Annotated in this window: 11 protein-coding genes; 3 read left to right on the plus strand and 8 right to left on the minus strand. The window is 59.4% G+C overall.

Features of this window, described 5'->3' with window-relative positions; genetic code table 11:
- Positions 1-170: 170 nt before the first annotated feature.
- The 6 genes from PMI09_RS02150 to PMI09_RS02175 form a co-directional block, all read right to left on the minus strand.
- A complete protein-coding gene (locus PMI09_RS02150; RefSeq protein ID WP_007788403.1) occupies positions 171-1001 on the minus strand; it encodes a response regulator in 831 nt (276 codons plus the stop codon).
- 146 nt (positions 1002-1147) lie between these two features.
- Positions 1148-3661, minus strand: coding sequence for a GcvT family protein (locus PMI09_RS02155; RefSeq protein WP_007788405.1), 2514 nt, complete (start codon positions 3659-3661; stop codon positions 1148-1150).
- Between the two features lie 207 nt (positions 3662-3868).
- Positions 3869-4132, minus strand: a complete 264-nt coding sequence (locus PMI09_RS02160; RefSeq protein WP_007788407.1) for a hypothetical protein — start codon at positions 4130-4132, stop codon at positions 3869-3871.
- Positions 4133-4253: 121 nt separating this feature from the next.
- On the minus strand, positions 4254-6842 hold the full coding sequence (locus PMI09_RS02165) for a mechanosensitive ion channel domain-containing protein (protein WP_443216156.1): 2589 nt from the start codon (positions 6840-6842) through the stop codon (positions 4254-4256).
- Between the two features lie 31 nt (positions 6843-6873).
- Positions 6874-7431 carry a DUF924 family protein gene (locus tag PMI09_RS02170; RefSeq protein ID WP_007788411.1) on the minus strand — a complete coding sequence of 186 codons (558 nt, stop codon included), beginning with the start codon at positions 7429-7431 and terminating at the stop codon, positions 6874-6876.
- A 41-nt stretch (positions 7432-7472) separates the two neighbouring features.
- Positions 7473-8903: an MFS transporter gene (locus tag PMI09_RS02175; protein WP_085990657.1), complete on the minus strand. Its 1431-nt coding sequence runs from the start codon at positions 8901-8903 to the stop codon at positions 7473-7475.
- 354 nt (positions 8904-9257) lie between these two features.
- Between PMI09_RS02175 and PMI09_RS02180 the strand changes: the two genes are divergently transcribed.
- Positions 9258-10370 carry an acetate/propionate family kinase gene (locus tag PMI09_RS02180; protein WP_007788415.1) on the plus strand — a complete coding sequence of 371 codons (1113 nt, stop codon included), beginning with the start codon at positions 9258-9260 and terminating at the stop codon, positions 10368-10370.
- An 11-nt stretch (positions 10371-10381) separates the two neighbouring features.
- Here PMI09_RS02180 and PMI09_RS02185 read toward each other — a convergent pair whose 3' ends face one another.
- Both PMI09_RS02185 and PMI09_RS02190 read right to left on the minus strand, forming a co-directional pair.
- Complete coding sequence (locus tag PMI09_RS02185; RefSeq protein WP_007788417.1) at positions 10382-11038, minus strand: CBS domain-containing protein; 657 nt, start codon at positions 11036-11038, stop codon at positions 10382-10384.
- 288 nt (positions 11039-11326) lie between these two features.
- Positions 11327-12481 carry an amidohydrolase gene (locus PMI09_RS02190; protein WP_007788419.1) on the minus strand — a complete coding sequence of 385 codons (1155 nt, stop codon included), beginning with the start codon at positions 12479-12481 and terminating at the stop codon, positions 11327-11329.
- A 165-nt stretch (positions 12482-12646) separates the two neighbouring features.
- Here PMI09_RS02190 and PMI09_RS02195 point away from each other — a divergent pair, with 165 nt between their 5' ends.
- Both PMI09_RS02195 and PMI09_RS02200 read left to right on the plus strand, forming a co-directional pair.
- Positions 12647-13432 carry an IclR family transcriptional regulator gene (locus PMI09_RS02195; RefSeq protein WP_007788420.1) on the plus strand — a complete coding sequence of 262 codons (786 nt, stop codon included), beginning with the start codon at positions 12647-12649 and terminating at the stop codon, positions 13430-13432.
- Positions 13433-13659: 227 nt separating this feature from the next.
- Positions 13660-14019, plus strand: a complete 360-nt coding sequence (locus tag PMI09_RS02200; protein ID WP_007788424.1) for a response regulator — start codon at positions 13660-13662, stop codon at positions 14017-14019.
- The last annotated feature ends 40 nt before the right edge of the window (positions 14020-14059 follow it).

Here is a 14059-nt window from a genome sequence, read left to right on the forward strand (position 1 = left end):
CAGAAAGCCGCAGCGGTCCGAATCGACCATCTTCTCGACTTATGTGAAGATAACTCACAGAAACACGCCTGAGAAGATATCGGGACTTGGCAATACCTGAAATTGCAGAAATCTCGACCTCGAACGCGTGATAGCGCTTCCGCCTACCATCGTCGGGCGGAGGCAGCGCGTCAGGCAACGGCACGCTCCTTGCGCATCGACTGGATTTGCAGCAGTGTGTCCAGGTTCTGGTTGACGCGGCAGTAGAACTCCTCATCGATGAACGGCCGCAGCATGAAGTCGTTGCCGCCAGCCTTGAGGAAGCGCGCCGACAGCAGCCGGTTCGACGATGACGACACCCCGATGATGCGGAGTTCATGTGAGCCGATACTGGCGCGGATGCGCCGGGTCAGCTCGAACCCATCGATATCGGGCATGTTGTAGTCGGTGATCATCAAACCGATGTCGCGGTTCGCCTTGAGAATCTCGAGCGCCTTGGCGCCGCTGTCTGCTGTGCTGACCCGGAAATTGTAGCGCTTGAGACGGCTTGACAGCAGGGCACGAGCCGTCGGGCTGTCGTCGACGATCAGAACGTGGTGACGATGATTGGTGAGGAATCTGCAGATCGATTCCGCAAGCAGGTCGACTGCAAAGACATTGTCCTTGAGGATATAATCGACAATGTCCTTGGCCATCAGCTTGTCGCGCATGCCTTCCTGGAAGGTGCCAGTGAAGACGATGGTCGGGATGCTGAGATCGACCAGATACTCCAGAGCCTCGCCGTTCTCAGCGCCAGGCAGGTTGATGTTGGAGATGGCGAGCGTGATCGGGTCGGTCGACTTGTCGTAGGACAACTGCAGCTCTTCGAAATTCCGGCAGATTTCCACGTCGATATCGAAGAGCTCCTTCAGCCGCTTGCCTATCATCGACGTAAATACGTTCGAATCCTCCGCCAGAATAATGCGCGCATCAGCGAACATGCCTCCGGAATATTGCATTCCCGAAATACCCAAAAACGCCATTTCGAAACCTTTTGATGAAACTCCTGTCCCCGGCTGAAATCGGTACAGTACCCGGTTTGAATAAGTATTAATCGACCGCCTTCGCTGACCAACAAAAAGGCGGCCACGAAGGCCGCCCTGATATTCTTCAAAACATGCTTAAAAGACTATGCGCGCAGCGCCGCATTGTCCGGATCGAAGGGGCTCTCGCCGACGACGGTCGCGTTGTACGTCGTGCCGAGGATCTTGATCTTAAGCTTCGTGCCTTCCTTTGCGTAGTCCGGCCGCAGCATCGCCAGCGCAAGCGAACGATTGATACGGAAGCCGAACGTGCCGTTTGTCGCACGCCCGACAAGTTCGCCCGCCTCGTTGTAGATCGCTTCCGAACCGCGGGCATCGACATCGTTGCCGGTCTCGACGACGAGGGTTGCGAAGTTCCACTTCAGACCCTTATCCTTGTAGGCCAGCAGCCCCTCGCGGCCGAGGAATTCCTTCTCTGGCTTGATGAAGCGATCGAGTGCCGATTCATAGGCGTTGTACTCGATCGACATCTCGCGCGGGATGAGGCGGTAGGACTTCTCGACCGACATCGACAGCATCGCGCGAATACCGAAGGGCTTGATACCGAATTCGGCACCGGCTTCCATCAGCTTGTCGAAGATGTAGTTCTGCATCTCGATCGGGTGGTGCAGTTCCCAGCCTAGCTCGCCGACGAAATTGACGCGCAGCGCATGTGCGCTCGCAACGCCGATCGAGATCTCCTTGCCGGAAAGCCACGGGAAGTCCTTGTTCTCAAGGCTCGTACGCGTGAGCTTCTTGAGCAGATCACGTGACTTCGGACCGGCAAGCACGAGCACGCCGAGCCGCTGCGTGATCTGCTGCAGACGAACGGAGCCGTCGGTGGGTGCGAGCTTGCGCAGATAGTCATGGTCGTGCGCCTCATAGGCGCCCGCCGAGACAAGATAGAAGCGGTTCGGAGCCCATTCGTAGACGGTGAACTCGGCACGCACGCCGCCGTGAACTGTCAGCATATGGCAAAGAGCGATGCGGCCGCGCTTCTTCGGGATGGCGTTGGCGAAGATCGATTCCAGCCAAGCGCGCGCCCCGGGGCCGGAGACTTCCATCTTGGCGAAGGCGGACATGTCGAGCACACCGACGTTCTTGTGCACGTTCATGACTTCGTTGCCGACATGCTCGAAGTAGTTCGAGCGACGGAACGACCACCGCTCGAGGATGCGACCGTCCTCTTCCGGGTCAGAGTGATTATGGTTGGTGAGAACATCCTCACCGACGCCGATCTGATCCTTCGGCAGGTCGTAGCCTTCAGGCGCAAACCAGTTGGCGCGCTCCCAGCCGTAGACAGAACCGAAAACAGCGCCCAGCTTTTTCAGGCGGTCGTAGACTGGCGTCGTCTTCAGCGGACGGGCGCCGGCACGCTCTTCATCGGGATAGTGCATGGTGAAGACATTCGCGTAGGCCTCTTCGTTCTTGGCGATGAGGTAGCCTTCGGTCGCATAGGGACCGAAACGACGCGGATCGACGCCCATCATGTCGACGGTCGGCTCGCCATCGACGATCCATTCCGCCAGCTGCCAACCGGCGCCACCGGCAGCCGTGATCCCGAAGGAGTGCCCCTCGTTGAGCCAGAAATTGCTGAGGCCCGGTGCGGGACCGACGATCGGGTTGCCATCAGGCGTATACGCGATGGCACCGTTGTACACTTTCTTGATGCCAACCTCGCCGAAGGCCGGGACGCGGGCAATGGCAGCCTCGATATGCGGCATCAGGCGATCAAGCTCTTCCTGGAAGAGTTCGTATTCGCTCTCGTCCGATGGGCCGTTGACGTAACAGACCGGTGCTCCGTGTTCATATGGCCCGAGAATAAGGCCGCCGTTTTCCTCGCGCATGTACCAGGCGCTGTCGGATTCACGGAGCACGCCCATCTCCGGCAGCCCCTTGGCTTTGCGCTCGAGGATGGCCGGATGCGGCTCGGTGACGATGTACTGGTGTTCGACCGGGATGACCGGAATGTTTATCCCGACCATCTCGCCGGTCTTGCGGGCGAAGTTGCCGGTACAGCTGATGACATGCTCGGCGGTGATCTCGCCCTTGTCTGTCGTCACCTTCCACAGGCCGTCCGGCTGCTGCTCGATTGCCGTGACCGTGGTATTGCGGTAGATCGTGGCGCCGCGGTCACGCGCGCCCTTGGCGAGCGCCTGCGTCAGGTCGGCGGGCTGGATATAGCCGTCGTCTGGGTGCTGGATCGCACCGAGCAGACCGTCCGTCTCGCAGAGCGGCCAGATTTCCTTGACCTGTTCCGGTGTCAGCACTTCGACCTTTACGCCGATCGTTTCAGCGATGCCGGCATAGTACATGTACTCGTCCCAGCGATCCTTGGTGCGTGCCAGGCGGATATTGGAGACCTGGCTGAAACCGACATTCATGCCGGTCTCCTGCTGAAGCTCCTGATAGAATCGAACGGAATACTTGTGGATCTGGCCGACCGAATAGCTCATGTTGAACAGAGGCAGCAGGCCGGCGGCATGCCACGTCGAACCGGAGGTCAGTTCCTTGCGTTCGATCAGGACGACATCGTCCCAGCCCTTTTTGGCAAGGTGATAAAGCGTCGAAACGCCAACGACGCCGCCGCCGATGACCACTGCGCGCGCATGTGTCTTCATGGAGAATTACCCTCTGTTCTACTAACCTGTCCGACGAATGCCGCCGACGGAAATCGCCTTTGCGAACTATGCAGCGAGGCCGGGTTTGCCAAATGCCTGTTTACGACATGGGAAAAGCTTGCCGCGACTGCGTGCAAATAGGCAAGCCACAAAAGGCCTTTGGCCGAAAATCGGTGGACAAAAATTGTGATCAGAGAGGACCGTCGTTCACTTTACGACGGCAGACCCCTTGATGATGTCGATTGTTTCGCCGCCATCGAGACCGATCCGATCACCGTCAGGCGCGGTGATGAAGCAGCCCGACCGGCAGAGCGTCTCCGATGCGCCGGGATCAAGCACCAGCTGCATCTTGTTGCCGCCCTCGGTAAGGACGATCACAACAGCGGCGCTGTCGGTGTTGGTAATGGAAGCTGCGTGAGTTTGGCCTGCGGCCACGAGTGAAAGAAACAGTACGACGGCAAATCTTGCCATGCAGTGCGGCGCGGATGAAGCGCCCTCCCTTGGAGCGTCTCGGCGCTGCTGCCCCCAGCAACGAAAACCCGATTGCAGGCGGTATACAGCGACCGCTCTGAACGATCGCTGAACAACCCCTTCACCCCTTGAGATTGCCATCAGCCGACTTGCCGCGCAACCGGCGCACCGTGCCGGCCTCCTCGTCCAGTTCGCTCGTCTCGGAAACGTCCTCGGCCGGCGGCTTGCCTGCGTTGGCCGCCGCTCCAACCTGCTCGGGCTGTCGATGGAACACGATGTCGCTCTGCGGAAGAGGTATCTCGATACTCTCCTCCCTGAACCGCTTCAGGATCGCGATGCGGAGATCATTCCTGACCTTCAGGCCATCCCCCATGTCGGCAAGCATGAAGCGAAGCTCGAAGTCGAGCGAATACGGCCCGAAGCGGAGGAATTCCACATGCGGTTCGGGATTGCGCAGGACCACGGGCACCGCGTTGACGAGCTCCAGCAGGATATCCATGACCTTCTGCGGGTCGGAATCATAGCTCACCGAGACCGGTATCTCGGAGCGTCCCATCTTGTTGCGATGGGTCCAGTTGCCGACAGACGCGTTGATCAGCTCGGAATTCGGCACGATGATCGACTGCTTGCGGAATGTCTCGATTTCGGTCGCGCGCACGGAAATCCGCTTTACGATACCTTCAGCAGTGCCGGAGACCACGTGGTCGCCAACCTTGAATGGCCGCTCGACCAGCAGGATCAGGCCGGAGACGAAGTTCGACACGATGTTCTGGAGGCCGAAACCGATACCGACCGAAAGTGCCGAGGCGACGAGTGCGAAGCTCGAGAGGTCGATGCCCGCGGCAGAAACGCCGACAATCGCCGCAAGACCAACGCCGAGATAGCCGATACCCGTCTTGACCGAGTTTCGAACGCCAAGGTCGACATGGCTGCGCGCCATGACGTTGCTGTCAAGCCAGCGCTGGATCCAGCGCGTCAGCAGGTAACCACCGGCAAAAAGCAGGATGCCGGTCATTATCCCGACCAGCGAAATGCTGATACCGCCCAGCCGGACCTCCGTGAGAAGGCGATAGGCGATGAGTTGAAGATCCTGGATATGGAAGCCCCACAGGAGCAGTACCAACGGGATCCCAACCATCAGCGCGATGGCGGAGATACACATGCCGACCAACAGTCCCGCCTGATCGATGGCGACCGGACCAAGCTTGAAGCGCTTTTGGAGGAAGCGACCAAGCGATGTCTCACCGAAGGTTTCGCTGCGCGAAATCGCCTTCCCCGATAGCAGACCAATATAGGTCGTGACGATGATTGCACCGGTGATGATCAACTGTGTTGCGACGAAGCGCGCAAGCCCGACATAGCCGGTCAACGCCGTTATGATCAGACCTGCACCCAGCACGCGCAGAATGATCGCCATGCCGCGGGGCCAATGGCGTCCCGGCGCATCGGGATCCCCGTTTCGCGCCAGCATCGGCCGGCCGAACGAAGCGGCGATCAGGATGAAACCAATGATCAGGGCCGCGATCAGACTCTTGACGACGGTCAGGACGAGCGGAGACCCCATCGCTTCGCTGATGCTGCCGAAGAGGTAGTCAAGCGCATTGACGACCGCCATCGCAAGCAGGCAGGCGCCGATCGAGCTCGCACCGCGGTTGGAAAGCCTGACAAGACGCCAATGCGGCTCCCTTGGCGCGAACACTGCATTGGTGAAGCGCCTGACGAAATAAATCAGCCCGATCGATCCGAAGAGCGCGCCGATGATCGGCGCGATATCCGGCCTCAGAACGTTGAAACTATTGAGGAAGAAGTAAGACGTCACCAAGAGGGCAGCAAGCGCAAACGTGCGAATCAGCGTCGACCAGAAAGCGATGGAGAGACGGTTGATATAGGAGGGCTGCTCGTCCGTCTCCTTGCGCTGAAGGTAGCGACCAAAAATGCGGTAGCCGCCAGACAAGAGCACCATTGCCGTCACGAGGGACATGAAGATGGCCGCAAAGAATGCGAAAGCCTTGAACTTCAGTACGAATCCCAACCAGCTGCTCAGCGCCTGGACGAATTCCGAGCCTTCCTGAACGAAGGCGCGTGCTGCATCGCCGAGAACGGAAAACGAAATGTCGGTGCGCCGCAGCAAGGTGGCGGCAAAAAGCTGACGGCGGGTTTCGGCAATGCGGTTGCCGAGCTTGCCGATGGAGGCGGACAGCGTTTCGGCATCGCCCGTAACGGCGTTGATCTGGGCGCGCTCCGCCGTCAGGGCGTTACGCTCGGTCGTGACGATCTCCGCCTCCGCCGGCTGACCTTCCTTCGGTGGATCGCCGAGCTCGGTCAGGCGGTTTTTGATCTGGTCGAGCCGCGGTCTGAGGCCAACGGATATGTTGAGAACCGAGCGGCCAAGTTCGTCGGTCTTTCCAGCGAGAGCCACCAGCGCGTCGTCATCGTCACGCTTCTGCTTGACGCCATCCTCCAACGAAGCGAGGTCTTGCTTTGCCTTCTCGATCGCTTTCGCGGCCTGCTCGATTGAGCTGTCAGCGACAGACGCCTGCTCGGTCGCTTGCGGCGGCTGCGAGGCCTGCGGCGCGGGCGTCTGGGCGCTCGCAAGGTTCGCGCCCACGCCCGCCAGCGCTGCGACTAGGAGAATGCGAAGCAAGAGTCGTGTCGGCCGCAAAATATCCCCGCTCGGGTTTGCTGGATCGGATGGATTCCAGCTTTTCATAAGAAAGAAAGGCGACAGAAAGGCGACGCGATCAGAAGCCGGCGCCCGGCTGCGCCAGATATTCCAGCTCTGCCGCGGTCGATTGCCGCCCGACGAGGGCGTTTCGATGTGGAAATCGACCGTACACTTCAATCACCTCCCGGTGGCGAAGCGCATAGTCGATATATTCCTCATCGCCAAGCGCTCTGAACAACGCCACGGCCCGCTCCTGCTCCTCCAGATCTTCGCAATGCTCGAAAGGCATGTAGAAGAACGTCCGGCATTCCGGGCTGACTTTCTGGTCCGCTCCAGCTTCCAGCGCAAGCTTTGCCTCGCGCAGCGCAAGCCCGTCGGTGGCGAATGCAAGCGGTGTCGCGCGATATATGTTGCGCGGAAACTGATCGAGCACGATCACTGCGGCAAGCCTGCTGCTCGGGGCCGAGCGCCATTCCTCCGTCACGCCACGCGAGAGTGCAAGATGGGTGTCACGGAAGCGCTGGCGAATATCCCGATCAAAGTCCAACGTCGCCTTGAACCATTGATCCCGCCCACACTCTTCGAACCAGAAGTCGAAGACCTCCTGAGGCGTGCAGACATATCCGAGTTCCATGTATCCTCCCGACAAAGGCCGACCGATTGCAAAGCGACCGACTATTTCGTGCCGATCTTGTGACCCGACACCTCGGCGCCGGCATCCGGCGCCAGCTGCAGGAAGCGCAGTGACGATATGATGCCGATTGCTCCCACGACAAGAAATGCCCAGCGGAAATCGATGAGCCCCGGACCTTCGACGCTACGCAAAGCGACAGAGATGTTCAGCGCCGCCGCCGCGATCGCGACGCCAAGCAACATCGAAACTTGCTGCAGCATGCTTGAGAGCGTCGAAGCCGAACTGCGTTGTGCCGGATTGATATCGGCAAAAGCCAGGGTGTTCAGCGCAGTGAATTCCATCGACCGCGAGAGGCCCGCAATCATCAGCAACGCGTAGATCATTGCGCGTGGCGTCTCGGGCACGAGAAAGCCGCAAGCCGCAATCGACAGCGCAGCAATCATCCCGTTGAAGAAGAGCACGGTGCGAAATCCAAGCTTGGCAAGCAGCGGCGTCGTCACGGCTTTCATACCGAGATTTCCAAGGAAGTAGACCAGCAGATAGGCACCCGCCTCGATCGAGCTCAATCCGAAACCGAGTTGGAAGAGGAGCGGCAAGAGGAACGGCGTGGCATTGATCGCGACACGGCTCGCCGTCCCGGCAGAAAGGGTCGCAATCGCATAAGTCTGCACCTTGAAGGCGGATAGATCGAGCAGCGGATTGCCGACCTGCAGGAAGTGTCGCGTCGCCATGACTGACAGCACAATGCCGGCCGCGAGCATCAGCAGGATCGGCAGCAGGCCACCATCCCATTTCACGGAAAGTTCGAGCGCCGCCAGCAGGAAAGTCAGCCCGCCAGCGCTGAGAGCGAACCCGAGCGCATCGAGCCGGCCGGCATTTTCTTCGCGCTGTTCCGGCACGAAGCGAAGAACCAGCGCCATGCCGAGCACCCCGATCGGCAGATTGATGAGGAAATTCCAATGCCAGCTTGCATAGGTCGTTATGAAGCTGCCAAGCAGCGGGCCGATAACGGGAGCCGTCAGCGCAGGCCAGGTGATCAGAGCGATCGCTTGTACGAGTTCCGATTTGCGAGCATTTTTCAGGACAATGATGCGGCCGACCGGCGTCATCAGTGCACTGCCCGCGCCCTGCACAGCGCGTGCCACGACAAATTCGGCAAGCCCGTCGGACAGCCCGCAGAACAGCGAGGCGATCGTGAAGACAGCAATGGACGCCATGAAGACGCGCCTTGCGCCATATCGATCCCCAAGCCATCCCGAAAGCGGGATGAATGCCGCCATCGTCAGCATGTAGACGGTGATACCGATACTCATCGAGACCGGTTGAACGCCGAAACTCGCGGCCATCTGCGGCAGCGACGTGGTGACAATAGTGCCATCGAGAATCTGCATGAAAAACGAAACGGCAACAACCAGTGCTACGATCTTTGCCCTGCGGATGCTCTCCGCATCGTTTTTCTCTGTCATCTGCATAGCTGTCATTGATCTGCCGATGTGAATTGGAAGCATTCGGATAGAACGGGCGGAAGCCGGACCCGATGCGTGCCGAACAGCACTACCGCTAGATAGGCCGATCAGCGCAACGCGGAAAGAGAAAATCCTGAAATCTCAAAGGATTTTGATCGCCGAGAGGCCGCCCAGGCACGCCGCAGGCAACTCGTTCTACGCGAAATTTCGAAGCAAAAACAATTGACAGCTACATCTTCTGCGGCCACCGTGGCGCGCAGGGGCAGCGTCAACGTCATTTCAGCGGCTGCGCGGTGACACCCGCCCTCCTGACACAACATCGCCTCGCCATTCACGTGACAGGACTCGGAGCACAATTCGATGATCGACACGCTGCTTGTTCTCAACACCGGCTCATCGAGCCTCAAGTTTCAGATTTTCGAGGATCAGACCCTAAACGTGCTGATGAGCGGCAAGGTCACCGGCATAGGTGACACGGCTGAGATGTGTGCCAAACTCCCCGATGGACAAGAGACGCGAACCTCCCTGCCCGCAAATACCAACCACGATTCGGCCCTTAGCGCCGTAGTAAACCTCATCGGCGGACACGACCACGCCTGGCACATAGCGGCCGTTGTGCATCGCGTCGTCCACGGCGGACAAGCTTTCGTAGAGCCTGTCATTGTCACGCCCGAGGTGATGCGTCGCCTCGAAGCGCTGATCCCGCTGGCGCCGCTTCACCAGCCGCACAACCTGGCCGGCATCACCGCTTCGACCAGACTCGCAAGCGGTGCGCCCGATATCGCTTGCTTCGACACCGCCTTCCACGCCGGGCACGACAAATTGACCAGCAACTTTGCCTTGCCAAAAGACATGCGCGACAAAGGCATCCGCCGTTATGGTTTCCATGGACTTTCCTACGAATGGATCTCGCAGGTGCTGTCCAAGGACTATCCGGACCTCCATGCCGGCCGCGTTGTCGTCGCCCACCTCGGCAACGGCGCCAGCCTCTGCGCGCTGAGGAACGGCATCAGCGTCGACACCACGATGAGCATGACCGCGCTCGACGGCATACCGATGGGAACGCGCAGCGGATCAATCGATCCCGGCGCCGTTCTCTATATGCTTCAGGATCTGAATCTTGGCGTCGAGACGGTCCGGGATATCCTCTATGAGCGTTCCGGTCTGAGGGGATTGTCCGGCATCAGCAACGACGTCGAGACCTTGCTTCGCAGCGACGATCCGCAAGCCGCCTTTGCCCTCGAATATTTCGCTCTGAGAACGGCCCAGCATGCCGCGATGATGGCCGTCTCCATGGGGGGCATCGATGCCTTTGTCTTTACCGGCGGGATCGGCGAACACGCCGGTCCGGTCCGCGATTCCATCCTTGGAAGGCTCCGCGTCCTCGGCGATTTCAAGACGCTCGTGATCCCGACAAACGAGGAGCGCCTCATGGCAACGCACGCCAAAAAGCTCCTCTGCTCGGCAGCCTGAGAAGGCTCCGATCAGGCTAGGGCCAGCTTGTCAATAAAGCCGCTGACCCCCTTGACGTTCTCCACCAGCACACGGATGGCGCGCCGCTCCAGTTCGCTGGATACCGTCCCTTCAAGTATTGCCCTGGAATCATGAACCGATACCTTGATCGCATCGGTGTCGAGACCAAGGTCGCCCTGCAGTCGCGCGCGAATGGCACGAGCGAGGGCATCGTCACCACTCGCCGTTCTTGCCGCCGGCGCCGCAACGATGCCCTTAAGGAGATCGATGCGGCTGACGATGCCGAGAAGGCGCTTGCCGCTGACGACGGGAACGCGCTTGATCTTGTGCTGAAACATGACCTCGGCGACGGCCGCCGCCGGTGTTTCCGGCGTAACGCTGATCACGCTCGCGGACATGACATCAAATACCCGCCAGCTGCGGCTACGGATGTAGTCGTCGAAATCGACGAGCGACGTATTATCAGGATTGCCGGCCGATCTACCACCGCCGAACTCGATGCGTCGCATGAGATCGCCCTCCGTCAACAGGCCACAAAGGTTGCCATCGTTGTCGATCACAGGCAGGCCGCTGATATTCTTGGCAACCATCAGGTCTATTGCCTGATGCACGCTGCTGTCGGCGCTGATCGTCGTGATGTCGGTGTTCATGATGTCTTGAGCAAACATGATAATCCCATTGCACTCTGGAGGAAGTCGAATGGTGCCTGTCTGATGCTTGGCGCTAACAGCGCACACATCTGCCACGGAAAATATTGCGCAAATCAGCGCGCAAGTCGATCAGGGATCGCGACCTTAATTTCAACCTCAGAGATCAGTTTTAGATCATGCGCAAAGTAGTTGCAATGACATGGCGCGGACGGATCGGTCGTGAAGCGGAGGCGCTGCGCCGGATGCGGGACCTTCGCCTTTCTCCGATCGTCGGCGGGAGAGTTCAATGGCAGCTATGTGGCGCTTTCAGCCGAGAACGTTCCTGATGGCTCGCATGAAGGCCCGAGAACCGGTGGCAATCAGCTCATCGGGAAAGTCGTAGTCGGGGTTGTGCAGTCGGGGATGATCCTCGCCTGCCCCGAGGAAGAACATGGCAGCCGGCGCCACGGTCCGGAACAGACCGAAGTCTTCCGACGCTTTCATCGGCAGCAGGCTGCTTGCGCTATCATGGCTGACACCCTCGTCATCCAGCGCGCGCCGCAACTCCGTAACCGCTTCGGCGGAATTGTAGCACTGGTGAAACACGTCCTCATAGCTGATCTCTACCCGTAGCTGTCCGGCCTTCGCCTGTGTCAGCACAAGTTCCTCGGCGCGTGAAACCAATGCAGTCATCGCTTCATCCGTCAGCGTCCGTAAGGTCGCCCAGATTTGCGCCTCACCGGGGCTTATGCCGAAGGCCGGCTCACCGAGACGCGCATGTGTGACCGTGATCAGCGAGTAATCCGGTCCGAGCGGCTGATTGTTGCCCAATGCCGTCAGATCATCGAGCAGCCGGGCCAACACGAAAGTCGGTGCGATGCCCTGCTCCGGATAGGAAGCGTGCGATGTCTTGCCCTTTAGAACGATCTTCATTCCCCGCGACGCACAATTGACCGGTCCCTCCTTGAGAAGGACGTGGCCAAGCGGGATCCCCGGGAAATTGTGAAGCGAGAGCGACATATCAGGCGTTAGCGTCGCAAACTTCGGATCCGCAAGCACCGCCGCTGCGCCTGCACCGTTCTCCTCGGCCGGCTGGAACATCAGGATTGCGCGCCCTCTCGCGGGCCGCATCTGCCCGAGCCCCTTCGCGAGTGCGATCAGGATCGCCATATGGCCATCATGGCCGCACAGGTGGCCCTTGCTGGGTACGGTCGAGCGGTGTGGTATGTCGGCGATTTCCTCGATCGGCAGGCCATCCAGTTCCGCACGGATCATGATCGTAGGGCCTGAAATCGCCCCCTCGTAAACCGCTGCAAGGCCATGTCCACCGATGCCTGTAATGATCTGATCAGGTCCAGTTGCACTCAGCTTTTCTGTCACCCGCAATGCGGTTTGTGCCTCCTCCCCAGAGACTTCTGGATTGCGATGAAGTTCTCGCCGAAACATCGCGATTTCGCTGAGCTCTTCATCCGTCAAAAACATCGTCTGCATCCTCGCAATACACATGGCCTTTACTGCGCGAAACGCGCGAGGCTCGAACCTAGCCTGTCCGTTTTTCGTCGTCGATGGCGAAGTTCGCTGCATAAACCCCCGCTTTTCCGCAACTTCACATTTGTATATGTAAGTTGGTATTCGCAGGAGAAGTTCATGGAAGCAGAAGACCCCGATCGGTACCGTGCTCCGGCGCTGGACAAAGGGCTCGATATCCTTGAGCTTTTGGCCGGCGTCGAGGAAGGGCTGACCCAAGCGGAGATCGCCAAACGCCTCGATCGCAGCCCTAACGAATTTTATCGCATGCTCGATCGCCTCGTGCGCCGCGGCTACGTGACCAAGCTTGAGGGTGATCGGTTCACCCTCACACTTAAACTCTTCGGCCTGTCCCAGTTGCATGCGCCAACGCGCCGATTGGCGTCCTTCGCCACACCACTGATGCGCGACCTCGCGCAACGAACCAAGCAGGCAAACCACTTGGTTGTCTTTGACCGCGGTTCGGCTGTGGTGATCGCCCAGCACGAGGCGCCGGACTATTGGGGTATCTCGATCCGCGTCGGCTCGCATATCAGCCTTTTCGACACCGGTTCCGGCCATGTGCTTCTCGCCTTCCGAAGCGATGAAGAGCGGAAGATGATGATCGCGGAGCATGCACGGAGCCGCGATGAGGTGAAACTTGGCCCGGAATTTTACGAGCGTCTCGCCCATATCCGCGAGCGCGGCTACGAGATGATGGCAAGCGCGCAAACAGCGGGCGTCCACAACCTTTCGGCGCCGATCCTTGGGCCAGACGGGCGCTGCATTGCAGCTCTCACCTGTCCCTATATTGCTCTGGTCAATGCGCCAACTGCACCCGACATCAGCCAAGCGATCACCATGGTCATGAAGACGGCGGGCGAGCTTTCGCTGCTGGCCGGCTCTGACGTCAGAACACCGGCATAGGCTCAAGAGCTCGCCAAGAGCGCATTTCGGCTAGTCGCTTGCCAGGGGCACCGTCTTGGAGCGCTCGTCACAGTATTTTTGAACGCGCCCCCACGCAGCTTTAAGGCCACTGTCAGCTAGCGGCCCCATTAGAATTCCTGGCGACGCTTTGCGATGCCCCCAAGCAAAACCATCATCATGGCTGGGCATGCTGCCGCAAGGCAGGCAAGCAGCAGGGGAGATGACACATGAATGTACTATTGGTTGAGGATAACATCCTACTGGGAGACGCCGTGCGCGATCACATCGCCGCCGACGGTCATTCAGTCGATTGGTGCCTCAACCTCGCGGAAGCGACAGAAGCGGCCGGAACCGGCAGCTACGGAGTAATCTTGCTCGACCTGCGGCTACCTGATGGCAACGGCCTTACTCTCCTGAAGGCGCTTAGAAGACAAGCGAACGCCGTCCCCGTCATCATTCTGACGGCGCACGATCAGACCTCAGATCAGATCGAGGGCTTGCAAAGTGGCGCAGACGATTTCCTGGTGAAGCCGTTCGGGCTTTCCGAGCTCTCCGAGCGCATGAAAGCCGCAAACCGCAAGCACTGAGAGCTGACTTGGCCGCCAGAAGGAGGTGACCGGCAGAACG

The organism is Rhizobium sp. CF122 (assembly GCF_000282035.1).
In the GTDB taxonomy this organism is placed as follows: Bacteria; Pseudomonadota; Alphaproteobacteria; order Rhizobiales; family Rhizobiaceae; genus Rhizobium.

Bases quoted from the DNA above. Each gene is read 5' to 3' on its own strand.
- PMI09_RS02150 (WP_007788403.1), bottom strand. From the start codon at position 1,001: ATGGCGTTTTTGGGTATTTCGGGAATGCAATATTCCGGAGGCATGTTC.
- PMI09_RS02155 (WP_007788405.1), bottom strand. From the start codon at position 3,661: ATGAAGACACATGCGCGCGCAGTGGTCATCGGCGGCGGCGTCGTTGGC.
- PMI09_RS02160 (WP_007788407.1), bottom strand. From the start codon at position 4,132: ATGGCAAGATTTGCCGTCGTACTGTTTCTTTCACTCGTGGCCGCAGGC.
- PMI09_RS02165 (WP_443216156.1), bottom strand. From the start codon at position 6,842: ATGAAAAGCTGGAATCCATCCGATCCAGCAAACCCGAGCGGGGATATT.
- PMI09_RS02170 (WP_007788411.1), bottom strand. From the start codon at position 7,431: ATGGAACTCGGATATGTCTGCACGCCTCAGGAGGTCTTCGACTTCTGG.
- PMI09_RS02175 (WP_085990657.1), bottom strand. From the start codon at position 8,903: ATGCAGATGACAGAGAAAAACGATGCGGAGAGCATCCGCAGGGCAAAG.
- PMI09_RS02180 (WP_007788415.1), top strand. From the start codon at position 9,258: ATGATCGACACGCTGCTTGTTCTCAACACCGGCTCATCGAGCCTCAAG.
- PMI09_RS02185 (WP_007788417.1), bottom strand. From the start codon at position 11,038: ATGTTTGCTCAAGACATCATGAACACCGACATCACGACGATCAGCGCC.
- PMI09_RS02190 (WP_007788419.1), bottom strand. From the start codon at position 12,481: ATGTTTTTGACGGATGAAGAGCTCAGCGAAATCGCGATGTTTCGGCGA.
- PMI09_RS02195 (WP_007788420.1), top strand. From the start codon at position 12,647: ATGGAAGCAGAAGACCCCGATCGGTACCGTGCTCCGGCGCTGGACAAA.
- PMI09_RS02200 (WP_007788424.1), top strand. From the start codon at position 13,660: ATGAATGTACTATTGGTTGAGGATAACATCCTACTGGGAGACGCCGTG.